The following is a 20,792-nucleotide window of genomic DNA, read 5'->3' as shown; positions in this document are numbered from 1 at the left end:
TAGGACATGGGACTCGAAGAAAAGCTGCCGAGCGGTTTCCTGCTGACCACCGTCGAGCAGGCCGCGGGGTGGGTGCGCAAGGCGTCCGTCTTCCCTGCCACGTTCGGCCTCGCGTGCTGCGCCATCGAGATGATGACCACCGGCGCCGGCCGCTACGACCTGGCCCGCTTCGGCATGGAGGTCTTCCGCGGATCCCCGCGCCAGGCAGACCTCATGATCGTCGCCGGCCGGGTCAGCCAGAAGATGGCGCCGGTGCTGCGGCAGGTCTACGACCAGATGCCGAACCCCAAGTGGGTGATCTCCATGGGGGTCTGCGCCTCGTCGGGCGGCATGTTCAACAACTACGCGATCGTCCAGGGCGTCGACCACATCGTCCCCGTCGACATCTACCTCCCCGGCTGCCCGCCACGGCCGGAGATGCTGATGGACGCGATCCTCAAGCTCCACCACAAGATCCAGAACTCCAAGCTCGGCGTGAACGCCGAGGAAGCGGCCCGCGAGGCGGAGGAGGCGGCGCTCAAGGCCCTGCCCACGATCGAGATGAAGGGGCTGCTGCGGTGAGCGACGCGAACGACACCAACGGGGCGAACGGGGTCAACGGGGCGTCGAACGGCGTGAACCCCGAGAAGGACCTCTCCGCCTCCAACCTCCCCGGCCAGCGCGGCCAGGGCGGCGAGGAGATCCGCGTCCAGCGCGGCATGTTCGGCGCCAACAACGGGGGCGACACCTCCGGCTACGGCGGCCTGGTCCGCTCGGTCCGGCTCCCGGGGCCGGCGAACCGCCCCTACGGCGGCTGGTTCGACGAGGTCGCCGACGAACTCGAGGGCGCGCTCGAGGAACAGGGTCTCCTCCCCGAGAACGCGATCGAGAAGACGGTCGTCGACCGCGGCGAGCTCACCTTCCACATCGAGCGCGAGCACCTGCTGCGCGTCGCCCGCACCCTGCGTGACGACCCGGCCCTGCGCTTCGAACTCTGCACGGGAGTGAGCGGCGTCCACTACCCGAACGACAAGGGCCGCGAGCTGCACGCCGTCTACCACCTGCGCTCGATCACCCACAACCGGCTGATCCGCCTCGAAGTCAGCGCCCCGGACACCCAGCCGCACATCCCGTCACTCGTCTCCGTCTATCCGACGAACGACTGGCACGAGCGCGAGACGTACGACTTCTTCGGGATCGTCTTCGACGGTCACCCGGCCCTGACCCGGATCATGATGCCGGACGACTGGCAGGGCCATCCGCAGCGCAAGGACTACCCCCTCGGCGGCATCCCCGTCGAGTACAAGGGCGCCCAGATCCCGGCTCCGGACCAGCGGAGGTCGTACTCGTGAGCACGCAGTCAGCAGCCGCCCGTGAGACCACCGAGGGCACCGTATATACGGTCACCGGTGGTGACTGGGACGAGGTCGTCCAGTCCGCGGCCCGCGCCGACGACGAGCGCATCGTCGTCAACATGGGTCCTCAGCACCCGTCCACCCACGGAGTGCTCCGCCTGATCCTGGAGATCGAGGGCGAGACGGTCACCGAGGCCCGCTGCGGCATCGGCTACCTCCACACCGGCATCGAGAAGAACCTCGAGTTCCGCACGTGGACGCAGGGCACCACGTTCGTGACGCGCATGGACTACCTGACGTCCTTCTTCAACGAGACCGCCTACTGCCTCGCCGTCGAGAAGCTCCTCGGCATCGAGGACGAGATCACCGAGCGAGCCAAGATCATCCGGGTCCTCCTGATGGAGCTGAACCGTCTGTCCTCGCACCTGGTGTGCATCGCCACCGGCGGCATGGAACTCGGCGCCACCACGATCATGATCTACGGATTCCGTGATCGTGAAATGATTCTCGACATCTACGAGCTCATCACGGGCCTGCGGATGAACCACGCGTACATCCGCCCCGGCGGACTCGCCCAGGACCTGCCGCCCGGCGCGGTGGACCAGATCCGCGAGTTCGTGAAGAAGATGAGGAAGAACCTCCCGGAGTACGACAAGCTCGCCACCGGGAACCCCATCTTCAAGGCCCGCATGCAGGACATCGGCTATCTGGACCTGGCCGGCTGCATGGCCCTCGGCGCGACGGGCCCGATCCTGCGCTCCGCCGGCCTGCCGCACGACCTGCGCAAGGCCCAGCCGTACTGCGACTACGAGACGTACGACTTCGACGTTCCGACCGCCGACACCTGCGACTCCTACGGCCGTTTCCTGGTCCGCCTCGAGGAGATGCGCCAGTCCCTGCGGATCGTCGAACAGTGCCTGGACCGGCTGCAGCCCGGCCCGGTCATGGTCGCGGACAAGAAGATCGCCTGGCCCGCCCAGCTCGCCCTGGGACCGGACGGACTCGGCAACTCCCTCGACCACATCAAGAAGATCATGGGCACCTCCATGGAGGCCCTGATCCACCACTTCAAGCTGGTGACCGAGGGCTTCCGCGTCCCGCCGGGACAGGCGTACGTGGCGGTCGAGTCCCCCAAGGGCGAACTCGGGGTGCACGCGGTGTCCGACGGCGGCACCCGCCCCTACCGGGTCCACTTCCGGGACCCGTCCTTCACCAACCTGCAGGCCATGGCGGCGATGTGCGAGGGCGGCCAGGTCGCCGACGTGATCGTCGCCGTGGCGTCCATCGACCCCGTGATGGGAGGCGTCGACCGGTGACCACCTCTTCTTCGGAGCGGGGCGTCAGCCTGGGCATGCCCGAACTGCCCGCGCCCGGCTACCCGGACGACGTCCGAGCGCGGCTCGAGCGGGACGCGCGCGAGATCATCTCCCGCTACCCGGACTCCCGGTCCGCCCTCCTGCCGTTGCTGCACCTCGTGCAGTCGGAGGAGGGCCACGTCACGCGCACCGGGATGCAGTTCTGCGCGGACGTGCTGGACCTGACCACGGCCGAGGTCACCGCGGTCGCCACCTTCTACACCATGTACCGGCGCAAGCCCTCCGGCGACTACCAGGTGGGGGTCTGCACCAACACGCTGTGCGCGGTGATGGGCGGCGACGCGATCTTCGAGGAGCTCCAGGAGCACCTGGGCGTCGGCAACGGCGAGACCACCGGCGACGGCAAGGTCACCCTGGAACACATCGAGTGCAACGCGGCCTGCGACTTCGCACCCGTCGTAATGGTCAACTGGGAGTTCTTCGACAACCAGACACCGGGCAGCGCCAAGCGCCTGGTCGACGACCTGCGCGAGGGCCGGCCCGTCGAGCCCACGCGCGGGGCGCGCCTGTGCACCTTCAAGGAGACCGCGCGGATTCTGGCCGGCTTCCCCGACGAGCGGCCCGGGGCCGTCGAGGAAAGCGGCAGTGCGGGACCCGCCTCGCTGGTGGGCCTCCGCCTGGCCAGGGGAGAGACCGCACCCGCGCGCGTGGTCCATCCGCGGGACGGCGGCCCGCACGAAGACGAGCCGCAGGACAGGGCAGCGCACGAACCGTCGCCGGCCGAACACCTCAGTTCGCACGACGCGCCGCAGGACACATCGGCCTCCGACCCAGCCCACCCGGCAGGGCCAACCGCCGAGGAGGGGGAGTGATGACCTTGGCACCCGAGCTGAAAGACATGAGCCCCGAGAAGCTGCTCGCACCCGTGCTGTCGGCCTTCTGGGACGAGAACAGGTCGTGGACGCTGGACGTCTACCGAAGGCACGAAGGATACGAGGGGCTTCGCAAGGCGCTCGCCATGTCGCCGGACGACGTGATCGCGTACGTCAAGGACTCCGGTCTGCGCGGACGCGGCGGCGCGGGATTCCCGACCGGAATGAAATGGCAGTTCATTCCCCAGGGTGATGGAAAACCGCACTATCTAGTTGTCAACGCCGACGAATCGGAGCCCGGGACCTGCAAGGACATCCCGCTCCTCTTCGCGAACCCGCACAGCCTCATCGAGGGCATCGTCATCGCGTGTTATGCCATCCGGTCTTCGCATGCCTTCATCTATCTGCGTGGTGAAGTGGTCCCCGTGTTGCGGCGGTTGCACGAGGCCGTGCGCGAGGCCTACGCGGCGGGCTACCTCGGCAAGAACATCCTGGGCAGCGGAATCGACCTCGAACTCACCGTGCACGCGGGCGCGGGCGCGTACATCTGCGGTGAGGAGACCGCACTGCTGGACTCGCTCGAAGGCCGCCGGGGTCAACCGCGGCTCCGTCCCCCCTTCCCCGCTGTCGCGGGCCTCTACGCGTGCCCGACTGTTGTGAACAACGTCGAGTCCATCGCGTCGGTTCCCGCGATTCTGCACAAGGGCAAGGAATGGTTCAGGTCGATGGGCAGCGAGAAGTCCCCAGGCTTCACGCTCTACTCGCTCAGCGGCCACGTCGCCAATCCCGGCCAGTACGAGGCACCGCTCGGCATCACACTCCGCCAGCTCCTCGAGATGAGCGGCGGCATGCGCCCGGGGCACCGCCTCAAGTTCTGGACGCCGGGCGGCTCCTCGACCCCGATGTTCACCGACGAGCACCTCGACGTCCCTCTTGACTACGAAGGAGTGGGCGCCGCGGGTTCCATGCTCGGCACGAAAGCCCTGCAGTGTTTCGACGAGACGACCTGCGTCGTGCGCGCCGTCACCCGCTGGACCGAGTTCTACGCCCACGAGTCCTGCGGCAAGTGCACCCCTTGCCGCGAAGGCACGTACTGGCTCGTGCAGTTGCTGCGCGACATCGAGGCCGGCAAGGGCGTCCTGTCCGACCTCGACAAGCTGAACGACATCGCCGACAACATCAACGGCAAGTCCTTCTGCGCCCTCGGTGACGGCGCCGCCTCGCCGATCTTCTCCTCGCTCAAGTACTTCCGCGAGGAGTACGAGCAGCACATCACGGGCCGCGGCTGCCCCTTCGACCCGGCCAAGTCGACGGCCTGGGCCGACCGCACGGAGGTGAACGCATGACCGTACAGCAGTCCTTCGGCGGCTCCGCCGCGGGCCAACGCCCCGCAGGCGGGGGAGAGGCGGCGGTCCCGCCGGAAGATCTCGTGGCGCTGACGATCGACGGCGTCGAGATCAGCGTGCCCAAGGGCACCCTGGTCATCCGGGCCGCCGAACAGCTCGGCATCGAGATCCCGCGGTTCTGCGACCACCCGCTGCTCGCCCCGGCCGGCGCCTGCCGCCAGTGCATCGTCGAGGTCGAGGGCCAGCGCAAGCCGATGGCGTCCTGCACGATCACGTGCACCGACGGGATGGTGGTGAAGACCCACCTCACCTCGCCGGCCGCCGAGAAGGCCCAGAAGGGTGTGATGGAGCTCCTGCTCATCAACCACCCGCTGGACTGCCCGGTGTGCGACAAGGGCGGCGAGTGCCCGCTGCAGAACCAGGCCATGTCGCACGGGCACGCCGAGTCGCGCTTCGAGGGGAAGAAGCGGACGTACGAGAAGCCCGTCCCGATCTCCACCCAGGTGCTGCTCGACCGCGAACGGTGCGTGCTGTGCGCCCGCTGCACCCGCTTCTCCAACCAGATCGCGGGCGACCCGATGATCGAACTGCTCGAGCGGGGCGCGCTGCAGCAGGTCGGCACCGGTGAGGGCGATCCCTTCGAGTCGTACTTCTCCGGGAACACGATCCAGATCTGCCCGGTGGGCGCGCTGACGTCGGCGGCGTACCGCTTCCGCTCCCGCCCGTTCGACCTGGTCTCCTCCCCGAGCGTCTGCGAGCACTGTTCCGGCGGCTGCGCCACACGCACCGACCACCGGCGCGGCAAGGTCATGCGACGGCTCGCCGCCGAGGACCCCGAGGTCAACGAGGAGTGGATCTGCGACAAGGGGCGGTTCGCGTTCCGGTACGCGCAGCAGCGCGACCGGCTCGAGACGCCTCTGGTGCGCAATCCCGAGGGCGAGCTGGTACCGGCCTCCTGGCCGGAGGCGCTGGAGATCGCCGCTCAGGGGCTCCTGGCGTCGCGCGGCAGGACCGGTGTCCTGACCGGCGGCCGTCTCACCATCGAGGACGCCTACGCGTACAGCAAGTTCGCGCGCGTGGCGCTCGACACCAACGACATCGACTTCCGCGCGCGCGTGCACAGCGGCGAGGAGGCCGACTTCCTGGCGGCGCGCGTCGCGGGCGCCGGCCGTGACCTCGACGGTTCGGGCGTCACGTACACCTCCCTGGAGAAGGCGCCGGCCGTCCTGCTGGTCGGGTTCGAGTCCGAGGAGGAGGCGCCCGGCGTCTTCCTGCGGCTGCGCAAGGCCTGGCGGGGGCACGGCCAGAAGGTGTTCTCGCTGGCCACGCATGCCACGCGCGGCCTGGAGAAGGCGGGCGGCACGCTGCTGCCGGCGGCTCCCGGCACCGAGACCGAGTGGCTGGACGCGCTGGCGAGCGGGGTCGGTCTGGAGGAACCGGGCGGTGTGGCCGCCGAGGCGCTGCGCACCGAGGGCGCGGTGATCGTCGTCGGCGAGCGGCTGGCCGCGGTGGCCGGCGGTCTCACCGCCGCCGTTCGGGCCGCGTCCGCGACCGGCGCACAGCTGGTGTGGATCCCTCGCCGCGCCGGTGAGCGGGGCGCCATCGAGGCCGGTGCGCTGCCGTCGCTGCTGCCGGGCGGACGCCCGGCGACGGACCCGCGCGCGCGTGAGGAGGTCGCCGCGGTCTGGGGCGTCGCCGAACTCCCGCACCGTTACGGCCGCGACACCGGCGAGATCGTCGAGGCCGCCGCCCGCGGTGAGCTGCAGGCCCTGCTGGTGGCAGGCGTCGAGGTCGCCGATCTGCCCGATCCGGCACGCGCGCGTGAAGCGCTCGGCGAGGCCGGCTTCGTGGTGTCCCTGGAACTGCGGCCCAGCGAGGTGACCGAGCTCGCCGACGTCGTACTTCCCGTCGCCGCGGTCGCCGAGAAGGCTGGTGCCTTCCTCAACTGGGAGGGCCGGGTCCGCTTCTTCGAGGCGGCGCTCAAGCCCGACCAGATGACCCGCCGCGTGGCCCCCACCGACGGGCGGGTGCTGCAGATGCTGGCCGACGCCATGGACGTACACCTGGGACTGCCGGATCTGCGCACCGCGCGCGCGGAGCTGGACCGGCTGGGTGCCTGGGACGGACCCCGGGCCACCGAACCCCTCGAGACGGCCGCCCCGTTGCCGCGGCCCGCCGCCGGAGAGGCCGTACTGGCCGGACACCGGCTGCTGCTCGACCAGGGCGTCCTCCAGGAGGGCGACGAGGCGCTCGCAGGGACACGGCACGCGGCACGCGCGCGCGTGTCGGCGGCCACGGCCGCCGAGGCCGGCGTCAAGGACGGCGACGCACTCGCCGTGACCGGAACCGCCGGAACGGTTGAACTCCCGCTGCAGATCACGGAGATGCCGGACCGCGTGGTCTGGCTCCCGCTGAACTCGGTGGGCGGCGGAGTCGCCTCCGACACCGGGGCGCTGCCCGGATCCCTCGTCCGCATCGGCCCGGCCACGCTCGACGGCGAGGCCCCCAAGGAGGTGGAGGCATGAGCCCGTACCTCGCCGCTGAAGACCTGTCCATGTTCGGCCGCGACCCATGGTGGCTGGTCGTCATCAAGGCGGTGTTCTGCTTCGCCTTCCTGATGGTGACCGTGCTGTTCTCCATCGTCTGGGAGCGCAAGGTCGTCGCCTGGATGCAGCTGCGCATCGGCCCCAACCGGCACGGCCCCTGGGGCATGCTCCAGTCGCTCGCCGACGGCATCAAGCTGATGCTCAAGGAAGACGTCATCGTCAAACGCGCGGACAAGGTGGTCTACGTCCTCGCGCCGATCGTCGCGGCCATCCCGGCCTTCATGGCGATCGCGGTGATCCCCTTCGGCCCGGCCGGCAACGAGATCTCGATCTTCGGCCAGCGCACCACGATGCAGCTCACCGACCTGCCGATCGCCGTGCTCTACATCCTGGCGGTCGCCTCGGTCGGCATCTACGGCATCGTCCTCGCCGGCTGGAGTTCCGGATCCACCTACCCGCTGCTCGGCGGGCTCCGCTCCTGCGCGCAGATGATCTCGTACGAGATCGCCATGGGCGCGGCCTTCGCCTCCGTGTTCCTTTACTCGGGGTCGATGTCGACCTCGACGATCGTCGAGCAGCAGCACGACCGCTGGTACATCGTCCTGCTGCCGGTCTCCTTCCTGATCTACATCGTCACGATGGTCGGCGAGACCAACCGCGCCCCCTTCGACATGCCGGAGTCCGAGGGCGACCTGGTCGGCGGCTTCAACACCGAGTACTCCTCGATCAAGTTCGCGATGTTCATGCTCGCCGAGTACGTGAACATGGTGACGGTCTCGGCCGTGTCCGTGACGCTCTTCCTCGGCGGCTGGCGGGCCCCCTGGCCGGTCAGCGGCTTCTGGGAGGGCGCGAACCACGGCTGGTGGCCGCTGCTCTGGTTCGTCGTCAAGGTCCAGCTGCTGCTGTTCTTCTTCATCTGGCTGCGCGGCACTCTGCCCCGCGTCCGCTACGACCAGCTGATGAAGCTCGGCTGGAAGGTCCTCATCCCGGTCTCAGTGGCGTGGCTGATGCTCGTCGCCACCGTGCGGACCCTCCGGAACGAGAACTACGACTTCGCCGACATCGCCCTCTACATCGGCGGCGGCGTCCTGGTCCTGCTCCTGCTCTCCTTCGTGGCGGACATGTTCCGCGACCGCGGGAAGCAGGCCGAGGCCCCCGCGGGGCCCGCCGCCTTCGACCCGATGGCAGGCGGATTCCCCGTGCCTCCGCTGCCTGGACAGGAACTGCCCGCGGTGCCGCGACGCCGCCCGCGCCGCGAGCGGGAGCTGATTGTCAGTGGTGGGTCGGACACTGCCAGTGACGGATCTTCGGATGGAAAGGAGGCGTCCGATGGCTGAGGAGCCCAAGGAGACCAAGCCCGGTTTCCAGAACCCCGTGGCCGGCTTCGGCGTGACCTTCAAGGCCATGTTCAAGAAGCGGCTGACCGAGCAGTACCCGGAGCAGAAGAAGACCACGGCTCCGCGGTTCCACGGACGGCACCAGCTCAACCGCCATCCGGACGGCCTGGAGAAGTGCGTCGGCTGCGAGCTGTGCGCCTGGGCCTGCCCCGCCGACGCCATCTACGTCGAGGGTGCGGACAACACGGAAGAGGAGCGCTACTCGCCGGGCGAGCGGTACGGCCGCGTCTACCAGATCAACTACGCCCGCTGCATCCTGTGCGGCCTGTGCATCGAGGCGTGCCCCACGCGCGCGTTGACGATGACCAACGAGTTCGAGCTGGCGGACAGCAGCCGCGCCAACCTCATCTACACCAAGGAGCAGCTGCTCGCCGGCCTCGAAGAGGGCATGGTCGACTCGCCCCACGCCATCTACCCCGGCATGGACGAGCAGGACTACTACCGGGGACTGGTGACGGAGGCCGCGCCCGGCACGGAGCGCCAGGTCGCCGTCTCCAAGGGCGAGCAGCCGGAAGAAGAGGGGGTGGACGCATGAGCGCCCAGCTCGCCGCCTACACCACCTCCACCGGTGAGGCCTTCCAGTTCTGGGTCCTCGGCAGCGTCGCCGTGATCGGCGCCCTGGCCTGCGTCTTCATGAAGAAGGCGGTGCACAGCGCGCTCTGCCTGGCCGGAACCATGATCGTCCTGGCGGTGTTCTACCTCGCCAACGGCGCCTACTTCCTGGGCATCGTGCAGATCGTCGTGTACACGGGCGCGATCATGATGCTGTTCCTGTTCGTGGTGATGCTTGTCGGTGTCACCGCTGCGGACTCCCTGAAGGAGACCATCAAGGGCCAGCGCTGGCTGGCCCTTCTGTGCGGCCTCGGCTTCGGCATCCTGCTGTTCGCCGGGATCGGCAACGCGTCCCTGACGGAGTCCAACGGCCTCGCCCAGGCCAACGCGAACGGCAACGTGGAGGGCCTGGCGGCCCTCATCTTCACCAAGTACGTCTTCGCCTTCGAAATCACCGGCGCCCTGCTGATCACGGCCGCCGTCGGCGCCATGGTGCTCACGCACCGCGAGCGCACCGAGCGCGCCAAGACCCAGCGCGAGCTGTCCGAACAGCGCGTGCGGGAGGGCAAGCACGTACCGCCGCTGCCCGCACCCGGCGTGTACGCCCGGCACAACGCCGTGGACATCGCGGGCCTGCTGCCGGACGGCACCACGTCCGATCTCACCGTCAGCAAGACCTTGCGTGAGCGCGGCCAGATCCGTGACGTGTCCGCCGAGGCCCTCAACGACCTGAAGGCCCTGGAGCAGCGCGCGGAGGACCGCCTGGAGCGGGCCGCCGTCGAGCCGCCGAACCTCAAGCGGACGGAGGAGGCGTCGAAGTGAACCCCGTCAACTACCTCTACCTCGCCGCCCTGTTGTTCACGATCGGTGCCACGGGCGTGCTGATCAGGCGCAACGCGATCGTCGTCTTCATGTGCATCGAGCTCATGCTCAACGCCTGCAACCTCGCGTTCGTCGCCTTCTCCCGGATGCACGGCAATCTCGACGGCCAGATCATCGCCTTCTTCACGATGGTCGTCGCCGCCGCGGAGGTCGTGGTCGGGCTCGCGATCATCGTGTCCCTGTTCCGTTCCCGCCACTCGGCCTCGGTCGACGACGCCAGTCTGATGAAGCTCTGAGGGGTCGCTGAATCGTGGAGAACCTGATTGCGCTGCTGGTGGCGGCGCCTCTGCTCGGAGCGGCCGTACTGCTGTGCGGCGGCCGGCGCCTCGACGCCGTCGGCCACTGGATCGGCGTGCTCCTCTCGGCCCTTTCCTTCGTGTTCGGCGTGATCCTCTTCGCCGACATGCTGGGGAAGAGCGCCGACGACCGTACGCTGACGCAGCACCTGTTCAGCTGGGTCCCGGTCGAGGGCTTCCAGGCCGACGTCGCATTCCAGCTCGACCAGTTGTCGATGACGTTCGTGCTGCTGATCACGGGCGTCGGCTCGCTGATCCACCTGTACTCGGTCGGGTACATGGAGCACGACGAGCGGCGCCGCCGCTTCTTCGGCTACCTGAACCTGTTCCTCGCGGCGATGCTGCTGCTCGTCCTCGCCGACAACTACCTCCTGCTGTACGTCGGCTGGGAGGGCGTCGGTCTCGCGTCCTACCTCCTCATCGGCTTCTGGCAGCACAAGCCCAGCGCGGCCACCGCGGCGAAGAAGGCCTTCCTGGTCAACCGCGTCGGCGACATGGGCCTGTCGATCGCCATCATGCTGATGTTCACGTGGTTCGGCACCTTCGCCTTCGGGCCGCTGCTCGGCACCCACGAGGAGGCGGGACTCGTCGGCGACGCAAACGAGGGCAAGCTCACCGCGATCGGCCTGATGCTGCTGCTCGCCGCCTGCGGCAAGTCCGCCCAGGTGCCGCTGCAGTCCTGGCTCGGGGACGCGATGGAGGGCCCGACCCCGGTCTCGGCCCTGATCCACGCGGCGACGATGGTGACCGCGGGCGTGTACCTGATCGTCCGCTCCGCGGCGATCTTCAACGCCGCCCCGGACGCCCAGTTGCTGGTCACGATCGTCGGTGCCGTCACGCTCCTCTTCGGTGCGATCGTCGGTTGCGCGAAGGACGACATCAAGAAGGCGCTGGCCGGCTCGACCATGTCCCAGATCGGCTACATGGTGCTCGCCGCGGGCCTCGGCCCCATCGGCTACGTCTTCGCGATCATGCACCTCGTGACGCACGGCTTCTTCAAGGCCGGGCTGTTCCTCGGCGCCGGCTCGGTCATGCACGGCATGAACGACGAGGTCGACATGAGGAAGTACGGCGGCCTGAGGAAGTACATGCCGATCACCTTCGTGACCTTCGGACTCGGCTACCTCGCCATCATCGGCTTCCCGGGCCTGTCCGGCTTCTTCTCCAAGGACAAGATCATCGAGGCGGCCTTCGCCAAGGGCGGCACCGAGGGCTGGATCCTCGGCGGCTGCGCCCTGCTGGGCGCGGCGATCACCGCGTACTACATGACGCGCGTGATGCTGATGACGTTCTTCGGAGAAGAACGCTGGCGGCACGCGCCGACGCCGTCCCCGGCCGAGCCCAGTGTGGAGCCGGCCGCCGAGACCGGTGGTGAGCACGCGGAGCCGCATCCGCACGAGTCGCCCAAGGTCATGACGATCCCGATGATCGTGCTGGCCGTCGGATCGGTCTTCGCCGGCGGGTTCTTCAGCATCGGCGACCGCTTCCTGCACTGGCTGGAGCCGGTCACGGGGCACGCCGAGGGCAACCCGCCCGTCAGCGCCCTGACGGTCACCCTGGCCACCATGGCGGTCCTGGTCGTCGGCGTCGCCATCGCCTACGCCCAGTACGGCCGCCGCCCGGTCCCGGTCGTCGCCCCGCGCGGCTCGCTGCTCACCCGGGCCGCCCGGCGCGACCTGCTGCAGGACGACTTCAACCACGTCGTCCTGGTCCGCGGCGGCGAGCACCTCACGCGGTCCCTGGTGTACGTCGACCACACCCTGGTCGACGGCGTCGTCAACGGCACGGCGGCCTCGGTCGGCGGCCTCTCCGGGCGGATGCGCAAGCTGCAGAACGGCTTCGCGCGGTCGTACGCGGTCTCGATGTTCGGCGGTGCGGCACTCCTGGTCGCCGCGACCCTGCTGATGAGGGCGGTCTGATACCGATGTCCTTTCCTCTGCTGACAGCGACGGCGGCGCTCCCGGCCATCGGGGCGGTCGCCACGGCCGCCGTACCGGCCGCGCGGCGCAACGCCGCCAAACTGCTGGCCCTGGTCGTCTCGCTCGGCACGCTGGCTCTGGCGATCACCGTGCTGGTGCGCTTCGACCCGGACGGTGACCGCTACCAGCTCACCGAATCCCACTCCTGGATCAAGGAATTCGGAGTCAGGTACGACCTGGGCGTCGACGGCATCGCGGTGGCGCTCATCGCGCTGACCGCCCTGCTGATCCCGTTCATCATCCTCGCGGGCTGGCACGACGCCGACCCGATGGAGACCGGAAGCCGCCGCTGGCGTCCCACGCAGGGCTTCTTCGCCCTGATCCTGGCCGTCGAGGCGATGGTGATCCTCTCCTTCGAGGCCACAGACGTCTTCCTCTTCTACATCTTCTTCGAAGCCATGCTCATCCCGATGTACTTCCTCATCGGCGGCTTCGGGGACCGTGCCCACGAGCACGGCGAGGAGGCGGCGTCGACGCAACGGTCGTACGCGGCGGTCAAGTTCCTGCTCTACAACCTGGTCGGCGGTCTGATCATGCTGGCCGCGGTGATCGGCCTCTACGTGGTCGCCGGGAACTTCAGCCTCCAGGAGATCGCGCAGGCCCGCGCCAACGGCACGCTGGACATGGCGACCGACACCGAACGCTGGCTGTTCCTGGGCTTCTTCTTCGCCTTCGCGGTGAAGGCCCCGCTGTGGCCGCTGCACACCTGGCTGCCCAACGCCATGGGGGAGGCCACCGCCCCGGTCGCCGTGCTCATCACGGCGGTCGTCGACAAGGTGGGCACCTTCGCGATGCTCCGCTTCTGCCTCCAGCTGTTCCCGGAGGCGAGCAAGTGGGCGACGCCCGCCATCCTCGTACTGGCGCTGATCAGCATCATCTACGGGGCGCTGCTCGCCGTCGGCCAGCGGGACATCAAGCGGCTGGTGGCGTACGCGTCGATCTCGCACTTCGGGTTCATCATCATGGGCATCTTCGCGATGACCAGCCAGGGCCAGTCCGGCGCGACGCTCTACATGGTCAACCACGGGATCTCCACGGCCGCGTTGATGCTGGTGGCCGGCTTCCTGATCTCGCGGCGCGGCTCGCGGCTCATCGCCGACTACGGCGGTGTGCAGAAGGTGGCTCCGGTGCTCGCGGGCACGTTCCTGATCGGCGGCCTGGCGACTCTGTCGCTGCCAGGGCTCGCGCCGTTCGTGAGTGAGTTCCTGGTCCTGGTCGGGACGTTCACGCGCTACCCGGTGGTCGGCATCATCGCGACCTTCGGCATCGTGCTCGCCGCGCTCTACACCCTCGTCCTCTACCAGAGGACGATGACCGGCCCGGTGAAGCCGCAGGTGTCCGCGATGCCGGATCTCAGGGTGCGTGAACTCGTGGTCGTCGCCCCGCTGGTCGTACTGCTGATCTTCCTGGGCGTCTACCCGAAGCCCCTGACGGACATCGTCAACCCGGCGGTCAAGCAGACCCTGTCCGACGTACAGAAGAAGGACCCCCAGCCCGAGGTGGAGGAGGCCAAGTGAGCGCAGCAGCCGTCCACAGCCTGTGGACAACCGCGGCCGACCCGATCTCGAAGATCGACGCGCCGAAGATCGAATACGGGCAACTGTCGCCCACCCTGATCGTCGTGGGCGCGGCGATCGTCGGAGTGCTGGTCGAGGCGTTCGTCCCGCGCAAGTCCCGATACCACGCCCAGCTGTTCGTGTCCGTGGTGGCGCTGTGCGCCGCGTTCGCCGCGGTCGTGGCGCTCGCGGCCGACGGATACGGCACGACCCGGGCACGCATCGCGGCGATGGGTGCCATCGCGGTCGACGGACCGGCCCTCTTCCTGCAGGGCACGATCCTGCTCGCCGCGCTGGTCGGCCTGTTCACCTTCGCCGAGCGCCGGCTGGACCCGGCGGCGCACGGCAACCGGGTCGACTCGTTCGCCGCGCAGGCGGCCTCCGTGCCGGGCAGCGACAGCGAACAGGCGGCGGTGAAGGCCGGGTTCACCACCACCGAGGTCTTCCCGCTGCTGCTGTTCGCCGTCGCCGGAATGCTGATCTTCCCGTCGGCCAACGACCTGCTGACGCTCTTCGTGGCCCTGGAAGTCTTCTCGCTGCCGCTGTACCTGCTGTGCGCTGTGGCCCGCCGCAAGCGGCTGATGTCGCAGGAGGCCGCGGTCAAGTACTTCCTGCTCGGCGCGTTCGCCTCGGCGTTCACCCTCTTCGGCATCGCGTTGCTGTACGGCTACGCGGGCTCGGTGTCGTACGCGAGGATCGCGCAGGTCGTCGACGGCACGGTCACGAACGTCGACCCGGCGCTTGCGGACACCATGGGCAACGACGCGCTGCTGCTCGTCGGCGCCGCGATGCTCGTCATGGGCCTGCTGTTCAAGGTGGGCGCGATTCCCTTCCACATGTGGACGCCGGACGTCTACCAGGGCGCCCCGACGCCGGTGACCGGTTTCATGGCGGCGGCGACCAAGGTGGCCGCCTTCGGCGCGCTGCTGCGGGTCCTGTACGTCGTGCTGCCGGGCCTGCGCTGGGACTGGCGGCCGGTGATGTGGGGCGTCGCGATCGTCACCATGCTCGGCGGTGCGATCGTCGCGATCACGCAGACCGACATCAAGCGGCTGCTGGCGTACTCGTCCATCGCGCACGCCGGCTTCATCCTCGCGGGTGTCATCGCGACCACGCCGGACGGTGTGTCGTCCGTCCTCTTCTACCTGGCCGCGTACTCGTTCGTGACGATCGGGGCGTTCGCGGTGGTGACGCTGGTCCGCGACGCGGGCGGCGAGGCGACGCACCTGTCCAAGTGGGCCGGTCTCGGCCGCCGTTCGCCGCTGGTGGCAGCCGTGTTCGCGGTGTTCCTGCTGGCCTTCGCGGGCATTCCGCTGACCTCCGGCTTCGCCGGGAAGTTCGCCGTGTTCAAGGCGGCGGCGGAGGGCGGTGCGGCGCCGCTGGTCGTGGTCGGTGTGGTCTCGTCGGCGATCGCCGCGTTCTTCTACATCCGCGTGATCGTGCTGATGTTCTTCAGCGAGCCGCGGCCCGAGGGCCCGACCGTGGCCGTGCCGTCGCCGCTGACGATGACGGCGATCGGGCTGGGCGTGGCGGTCACGCTGGTGCTGGGCGTGGCACCGCAGTACTTCCTGGACCTGGCGAACCAGGCGGGGGTGTTCGTGCGCTGACCTGCGCTGCTCGGACGGGCCCCGGTTCCCCCCTGTGGGGGGCCGGGGCCCGTTGCCGTTGCGCGGTCGGGGTCACGCGGGGCAGGTCACCGTGGGGTTGTACGGCGCGAAGAGCCCCTCGGGGTTGGGCTTGTAGATCCACGCGTGAAGCGTGTAGTAGCCGGGTTTCTGGTCGTTCCGGAAGGTCTGGCCGAACAGCGTCGGTGCGGCCTGGCCCGTGTCCTTGACGGCCCACTCGACCGCGACGAGCCTGCGCGTGCCGCCCGCCCTGTCCTCGTACACCAGGGCCGCGGGCGTGGCCGGGTCGAGTGAGTTGAGGTACGCCTTGTTGATGTAGTGGTAGCCCATGCCGCCGCGGGTCTTGTCGGCGGCACAGGTGTCGTTGCGGGTGTATCCGGCCGCCGGGGCGAACGGCTCGTACGCGTAGTGGCCGGTCGCCATGTACGTTTCGGCCAGATCGTTCCAGACGACGGGGTCGAAGGTGTTGCCCGGCGCGGCGTGGGCGGGTGCGGCGGCCAGGGAGAAGCCGGCGGCCATCGCTGCGCCGACGACTGCTTTGAGGGCCCGAGATGACATGGTGAAACTCCTTGGGGCGAGAGGCGCGCACGGGCAGCGGCGCACCGTCCGACGAGAGGGGGCGGGCCTCCCCCGTCCCGCCCGAGCAGCATGTCCCGGCGCCTGGGTCCCTGCCATGTCACGGGGTCCATTTGACTGACGGCCGCACCTGCGCGGGGCCGCCTGTGGATAACTCCGACGCTGTCGGTCCGGCCCCCTATCGTGGAGGCAGTGGTCGAGGGACGACGTACGGGGGACAGGACGATGGGTGGGACGGGCGGTAACAGCGAGATGCCAGGGGTGACCGACAGCGAGACGCTGGCCACACTGCACCGGGTCTTCGGTTACGAGGCCTTCCGCGGCGAGCAGGAAGCGGTCGTCGAGCATGTGGTGGCCGGCGGGGACGCCGTGGTGCTGATGCCGACCGGCGGCGGCAAGTCGCTGTGCTACCAGATCCCGGCCCTGGTCAGACCCGGTACGGGGGTCGTCGTCTCCCCGCTCATCGCGCTGATGCAGGACCAGGTGGACGCGCTGCGGGCACTGGGCGTGCGCGCCGGGTTCATCAACTCCACGCAGGACCTCGACGAGCGGCGGACGGTGGAGGCCGAGTTCCTGACCGGCGAACTGGATCTGCTGTATCTGGCGCCGGAGCGGTTGCGTCTGGACTCCACCCTTGACCTGCTCTCCCGCGGCAAGGTCTCGGTCTTCGCCATCGACGAGGCACACTGCGTGTCCCAGTGGGGCCACGACTTCCGGCCCGACTACCTGTCCCTCTCCCTGCTCGGCGAGCGCTGGCCGGACGTGCCGCGGATCGCGCTCACGGCGACCGCCACGCGCGCGACGCACCAGGAGATCACCCAGCGGCTGAACATGCCTCAGGCCCGCCACTTCGTGGCGAGCTTCGACCGGCCCAACATCCAGTACCGGATCGTGCCCAAGGCCGACCCCAAGAAGCAGCTGCTGAGTTTCCTGCGCGAGGAGCACACGGGCGACGCGGGCATCGTGTACTGCCTCTCCCGCAAGTCGGTCGAGGCGAACGCCGAGTTCCTCTCCCGCAACGGCATCGAGGCGGTGCCGTACCACGCGGGACTGGACGCGGGCACCCGCGCGGCGCACCAGTCCCGCTTCCTGCGGGAGGACGGACTGGTCGTGGTGGCCACCATCGCCTTCGGCATGGGCATCGACAAGCCGGACGTGCGGTTCGTCGCCCACCTCGACCTGCCCAAATCGGTCGAGGGCTACTACCAGGAGACGGGCCGCGCGGGACGCGACGGCCTCCCGTCGACGGCCTGGATGGCCTACGGCCTGAACGACGTCATACAGCAGCGCAAGCTGATCCAGTCCGGTGAGGGCGACGAGGCCTTCCGGCGCCGGGCCGCGGCCCACCTGGACTCGATGCTCGCGCTGTGCGAGACGGCGCACTGCCGGCGCGGCCAACTCCTGGCCTACTTCGGACAGGACCCCGACGCGGCGGGCTGCGGCAACTGCGACACGTGCCTCACCCCGCCGGAGACGTGGGACGGCACGATCGCGGCGCAGAAGGTGCTGTCGACGGTGGTGCGGCTGCAGCGGGAACGGGGGCAGAAGTTCGGTGCCGTGCAGATCGTGGACATCCTGCTGGGGCGGCGCACGGCCAAGGTGATCCAGTTCGACCACGACCAGCTGTCCGTGTTCGGCATCGGCGAGGAGCTGACCGAGGGCGAATGGCGAGGCGTCGTACGGCAGTTGCTGGCGCAAGGACTGCTCGCGGTCGAGGGGGAGTACGGGACGCTGGTCCTGACCGAGGCGAGCGGAACGGTGCTGCGGCGGGAGCGGGACGTGCCGCTGCGGAAGGAGCCGAAGAAGGCGGTGACCTCGCGGTCCGCCTCCTCGGGAGCCTTGGGCTCCGGCCGGGGCGAGCGCAAGCCGAAGGCCGCGGCGGCCGAACTGCCCGAGGAACTGCTGCCCGCCTTCGAGGCGCTGCGCGCCTGGCGCGCCGAGCAGGCACGGGAGCAGGGCGTCCCGGCGTACGTCATCTTCCACGACGCCACGCTGCGGGAGATCGCGACGGCCTGGCCCACCTCCGTGCGGGAGCTCGGCGGAATCAGCGGGGTCGGCGAGAAGAAGCTGGCGACCTACGGCGAAGGTGTGCTGGCGGTGCTGGACACGCTCGGCGGCCCACCCGGGACGGCTCCGGCCGCGGCCGCGGGCGACGCCGGTCGGGACGGTGCGGACGACTGGACCGAAGTGGAGCCGGAGCCGGAGCCGGACGACTGGACATAGGGACTCGCGGCTACGACAGCACCGTCAACGCCGGCGCGAACGTGATCACCAGCGGCAGCAACGGCACCAGCGCCGCCACCGTCGTCGTGAGGGCCCTGTGTCTGCGGCCGAGGCGGGGTGGGGGTTCCAGGAGGCGGTCCACCCGTTCGCCCAGCAGCCGGTGGCTGGACGCACAGGACAGGACACCTCGGTGCTGGTTCAGCTCGATGAGGGCCAGCGCCGTCGTCAGGTGGCCGCAGCGGCGGGACGCCGTGTCGTCGGCGGCGAGCTCGACCAGGCGGTGGGTCTGGTCGCAGAAGTGGGCGAACAGCGGGATGCGGGGGAAGCCGGTGGCCAGAGCGGTGGACAGGTGGAGCAGCCAGTCGTGGTGGGCGCGGGCGTGGTCGCGCTCGTGGGTGAGGACCGCGTCGAGCTGGTGGGCGGTGAGGCGGTGCAGGGCCCCGGTGGTCACCACCAGCTGGGGCGGGTGGCCGGGCAGCCACCAGGCGTCGGGGTACTCGTCCTCCAGCACGAGCAGCGGGCCGCGCGCGGACGGCAGCGCCGCGGGCAGGTCCGGGGCGCGTTCACGCAGGTGGGCGCGGGCCTGGCCGCGGCGCCGGCGCGCCTCGACGAGTTCGCGGGCGAGCATCGCGGTGGTCCAGGCGGCCCCGCAGGCCAGCAGCAGCGTCAGAGCGGCCGCCCAGGGCGATGCGGTGGAGAGGTCGTACACCGCGGCCACCGCCCGTGGCGCGGGTGCGAAGATCTGGGCGCGCACGGTGTGGAAGACGGTGGCGGCGCCCAGGGCCAGGGCCGTCAGACAGCACAGCAGGACGGTGGCGACCAGGCACTGCCACACCCACAGCGCGACCACCGGATCCCGCTCGGGCCACACGGCCCGGGTCAGAGCGCGCGGAACGGGCACGGCGGCCGTCAGGGCGACGACGCTCAGCAGGAGCAGACAGACGGTCATGCCACGGGCTCCGGATGCTGGTCGGAGGACGGAAGGGAGGCTGGAGGTGCAGGCGGCGGACGCTTCACTGGCACCGGCGTCCGCCGCCAGTATGACGGCGGTTTCCGCCGTGAGTCAGCCCGAGACGATCCGCCCCGTGACCTCCCCGAGCCCCACCCGGAACCCGTCGGCTCCGGGCGCCCACGCCGAGAGGGTGACCACGTCGCCGTCCTCCAGGAACGTCCGCTTGCCGTCCGGGAGTTCCAGCGCGTCGCGGCCGTTCCAGGTCAGCTCGAGCAGCGAGCCGCGCTGGCGTTCCGCCGGGCCGCTCACGGTGCCCGAGCCGTACAGGTCGCCGGTACGCAGCGAGGCGCCGTTGACCGTCATATGGGCGAGTTGCTGGGCGGCGGTCCAGTACATGCTGGAGAAGGGCGGCTCGGACACCACGTGTCCGTTGATCGCGACGGAGATCCGCAGGTCGTAGCCGCCGGGCTCCTCGTCCGCGTCGTCCAGGTACGGCAGCAGCGCGTGCGTGCGCTCCGGCGGCGCCACCCGGGCCTCGTGCAGGGCGTCCAGCGGGGTGATCCACGCCGACACCGAGGTGGCGAAGGACTTGCCGAGGAACGGGCCGAGGGGGACGTACTCCCAGGCCTGGATGTCGCGGGCCGACCAGTCGTTGAGCAGGCACAGCCCGAAGACGTGCTCCCGGAAGTCGCCCAGTCCCACCGGCCTCCCCATCTCCGACGGGACGCCGACCACGAAGCCGACCTCCGCCTCGATGTCCAGGCGGACGGAGGGGCCGAAGACGGGGGCCGGATCGGTGGGGGCCTTCCGCTGGCCGGACGGGCGTACGACGTCCGTGCCCGAGACGACGACCGTCCCGGAGCGGCCGTGGTAGCCGATCGGCAGGTGCTTCCAGTTGGGGGTCAGCGAATCCGCGGCGTCCGGGCGGAAGATCTGGCCCACGTTCCGGGCGTGGTTCTCGGAGGCGTAGAAGTCGACGTAGTCCGCGACCTCGAACGGCAGGTGCAGGCTCACCGCTGACAACGGATGGAAGTGCGGCTCGACGGCGTCCCGGTGCGCCGGAACCGTCACCCACGCCGTCAGCGCGCGGCGCAGGTCCGACCAGGCGGTGCGGCCCGCGGCGAGCAGCGGGTTCAGGGTCGGCTGCGCGAGCAGGGAGGCGTAGGGCGAGCCGAGCGCCCGGGCCGCCGCGCCCGCGTCGAGGACGTGGTCCCCGAGCCGCACGCCGACCCTCGGCTCGGTGGAGCCGGCGGGGGAGAAGACGCCGTACGGAAGGTTGTGCGGACCGAAGGGGTCACCCTCGGGGAGGTCGAACGGGGGCATGGGGTTGCTGCCTCTCT

17 protein-coding genes are annotated in these 20,792 nt (G+C 69.7%); 14 read left to right on the top strand and 3 right to left on the bottom strand.

The features are described 5' to 3' along the window. Nucleotides 1–6 precede the first annotated feature (6 nt). From ABZO29_RS19295 to nuoN, 13 genes are read left to right on the top strand one after another with little or no spacing between them, the layout of a single operon-like run. Nucleotides 7–561 carry an NADH-quinone oxidoreductase subunit B family protein gene (locus tag ABZO29_RS19295; protein ID WP_055635348.1) on the top strand — a complete coding sequence of 185 codons (555 nt, stop codon included), beginning with the start codon at nt 7–9 and terminating at the stop codon, nt 559–561. Then, nucleotides 558–1,331, top strand: a complete 774-nt coding sequence (locus ABZO29_RS19290) for an NADH-quinone oxidoreductase subunit C (protein ID WP_367321433.1) — start codon at nt 558–560, stop codon at nt 1,329–1,331. Before ABZO29_RS19295 ends, ABZO29_RS19290 begins: the two co-directional genes overlap by 4 nt. Then, nucleotides 1,328–2,650: an NADH-quinone oxidoreductase subunit D gene (locus ABZO29_RS19285; RefSeq protein WP_367321432.1), complete on the top strand. Its 1,323-nt coding sequence runs from the start codon at nt 1,328–1,330 to the stop codon at nt 2,648–2,650. The genes ABZO29_RS19290 and ABZO29_RS19285 overlap by 4 nt, the downstream gene beginning before the upstream one ends. Then, nucleotides 2,647–3,522 carry an NADH-quinone oxidoreductase subunit NuoE gene (nuoE, locus tag ABZO29_RS19280; RefSeq protein ID WP_367321431.1) on the top strand — a complete coding sequence of 292 codons (876 nt, stop codon included), beginning with the start codon at nt 2,647–2,649 and terminating at the stop codon, nt 3,520–3,522. Before ABZO29_RS19285 ends, nuoE begins: the two co-directional genes overlap by 4 nt. Further along, nucleotides 3,519–4,868 carry an NADH-quinone oxidoreductase subunit NuoF gene (gene nuoF, locus ABZO29_RS19275; RefSeq protein WP_367321430.1) on the top strand — a complete coding sequence of 450 codons (1,350 nt, stop codon included), beginning with the start codon at nt 3,519–3,521 and terminating at the stop codon, nt 4,866–4,868. Before nuoE ends, nuoF begins: the two co-directional genes overlap by 4 nt. Then, complete coding sequence (locus ABZO29_RS19270; protein WP_367321429.1) at nt 4,865–7,393, top strand: NADH-quinone oxidoreductase subunit G; 2,529 nt, start codon at nt 4,865–4,867, stop codon at nt 7,391–7,393. The genes nuoF and ABZO29_RS19270 overlap by 4 nt, the downstream gene beginning before the upstream one ends. Next, nucleotides 7,390–8,751: an NADH-quinone oxidoreductase subunit NuoH gene (gene nuoH / locus ABZO29_RS19265; protein WP_367321428.1), complete on the top strand. Its 1,362-nt coding sequence runs from the start codon at nt 7,390–7,392 to the stop codon at nt 8,749–8,751. Before ABZO29_RS19270 ends, nuoH begins: the two co-directional genes overlap by 4 nt. After that, complete coding sequence (gene nuoI / locus ABZO29_RS19260; RefSeq protein ID WP_367321427.1) at nt 8,744–9,346, top strand: NADH-quinone oxidoreductase subunit NuoI; 603 nt, start codon at nt 8,744–8,746, stop codon at nt 9,344–9,346. Before nuoH ends, nuoI begins: the two co-directional genes overlap by 8 nt. Beyond that, complete coding sequence (locus tag ABZO29_RS19255) at nt 9,343–10,185, top strand: NADH-quinone oxidoreductase subunit J (RefSeq protein ID WP_367321426.1); 843 nt, start codon at nt 9,343–9,345, stop codon at nt 10,183–10,185. Before nuoI ends, ABZO29_RS19255 begins: the two co-directional genes overlap by 4 nt. Beyond that, nucleotides 10,182–10,481: an NADH-quinone oxidoreductase subunit NuoK gene (gene nuoK / locus ABZO29_RS19250; RefSeq protein WP_003974374.1), complete on the top strand. Its 300-nt coding sequence runs from the start codon at nt 10,182–10,184 to the stop codon at nt 10,479–10,481. Before ABZO29_RS19255 ends, nuoK begins: the two co-directional genes overlap by 4 nt. 14 nt (nt 10,482–10,495) lie before the next feature. Next, a complete protein-coding gene (nuoL, locus tag ABZO29_RS19245; protein ID WP_367321425.1) occupies nt 10,496–12,460 on the top strand; it encodes an NADH-quinone oxidoreductase subunit L in 1,965 nt (654 codons plus the stop codon). A 5-nt stretch (nt 12,461–12,465) separates the two neighbouring features. Then, on the top strand, nt 12,466–14,037 hold the full coding sequence (locus tag ABZO29_RS19240; RefSeq protein ID WP_367321424.1) for an NADH-quinone oxidoreductase subunit M: 1,572 nt from the start codon (nt 12,466–12,468) through the stop codon (nt 14,035–14,037). Then, nucleotides 14,034–15,683 (top strand): NADH-quinone oxidoreductase subunit NuoN, encoded by a 1,650-nt coding sequence (gene nuoN / locus ABZO29_RS19235; RefSeq protein WP_367321423.1) that lies wholly within the window; start codon nt 14,034–14,036, stop codon nt 15,681–15,683. The genes ABZO29_RS19240 and nuoN overlap by 4 nt, the downstream gene beginning before the upstream one ends. A 72-nt stretch (nt 15,684–15,755) precedes the next feature. On the opposite strand, the gene ABZO29_RS19230 is transcribed toward nuoN, so the two are convergent. After that, nucleotides 15,756–16,259, bottom strand: a complete 504-nt coding sequence (locus tag ABZO29_RS19230) for a hypothetical protein (RefSeq protein ID WP_367321422.1) — start codon at nt 16,257–16,259, stop codon at nt 15,756–15,758. Nucleotides 16,260–16,502: 243 nt separating this feature from the next. Between ABZO29_RS19230 and recQ the strand changes: the two genes are divergently transcribed. Further along, nucleotides 16,503–18,500, top strand: a complete 1,998-nt coding sequence (recQ, locus tag ABZO29_RS19225; protein ID WP_367326180.1) for a DNA helicase RecQ — start codon at nt 16,503–16,505, stop codon at nt 18,498–18,500. A 10-nt stretch (nt 18,501–18,510) separates the two neighbouring features. On the opposite strand, the gene ABZO29_RS19220 is transcribed toward recQ, so the two are convergent. Together ABZO29_RS19220 and fahA are read right to left on the bottom strand one after the other, a co-directional pair. Next, complete coding sequence (locus tag ABZO29_RS19220; protein WP_367321421.1) at nt 18,511–19,449, bottom strand: M56 family metallopeptidase; 939 nt, start codon at nt 19,447–19,449, stop codon at nt 18,511–18,513. 114 nt (nt 19,450–19,563) lie between these two features. Beyond that, entirely contained in the window at nt 19,564–20,775 is a 1,212-nt protein-coding gene (gene fahA / locus ABZO29_RS19215) for a fumarylacetoacetase (protein WP_367321420.1), read from the bottom strand. Between the last annotated feature and the right edge of the window lie 17 nt (nt 20,776–20,792).

The organism is Streptomyces sp. HUAS ZL42 (genome assembly GCF_040782645.1).
In the GTDB taxonomy this organism is placed as follows: Bacteria; Actinomycetota; Actinomycetes; order Streptomycetales; family Streptomycetaceae; genus Streptomyces.
This window is presented reverse-complemented; position numbering and strand designations above follow the sequence as displayed.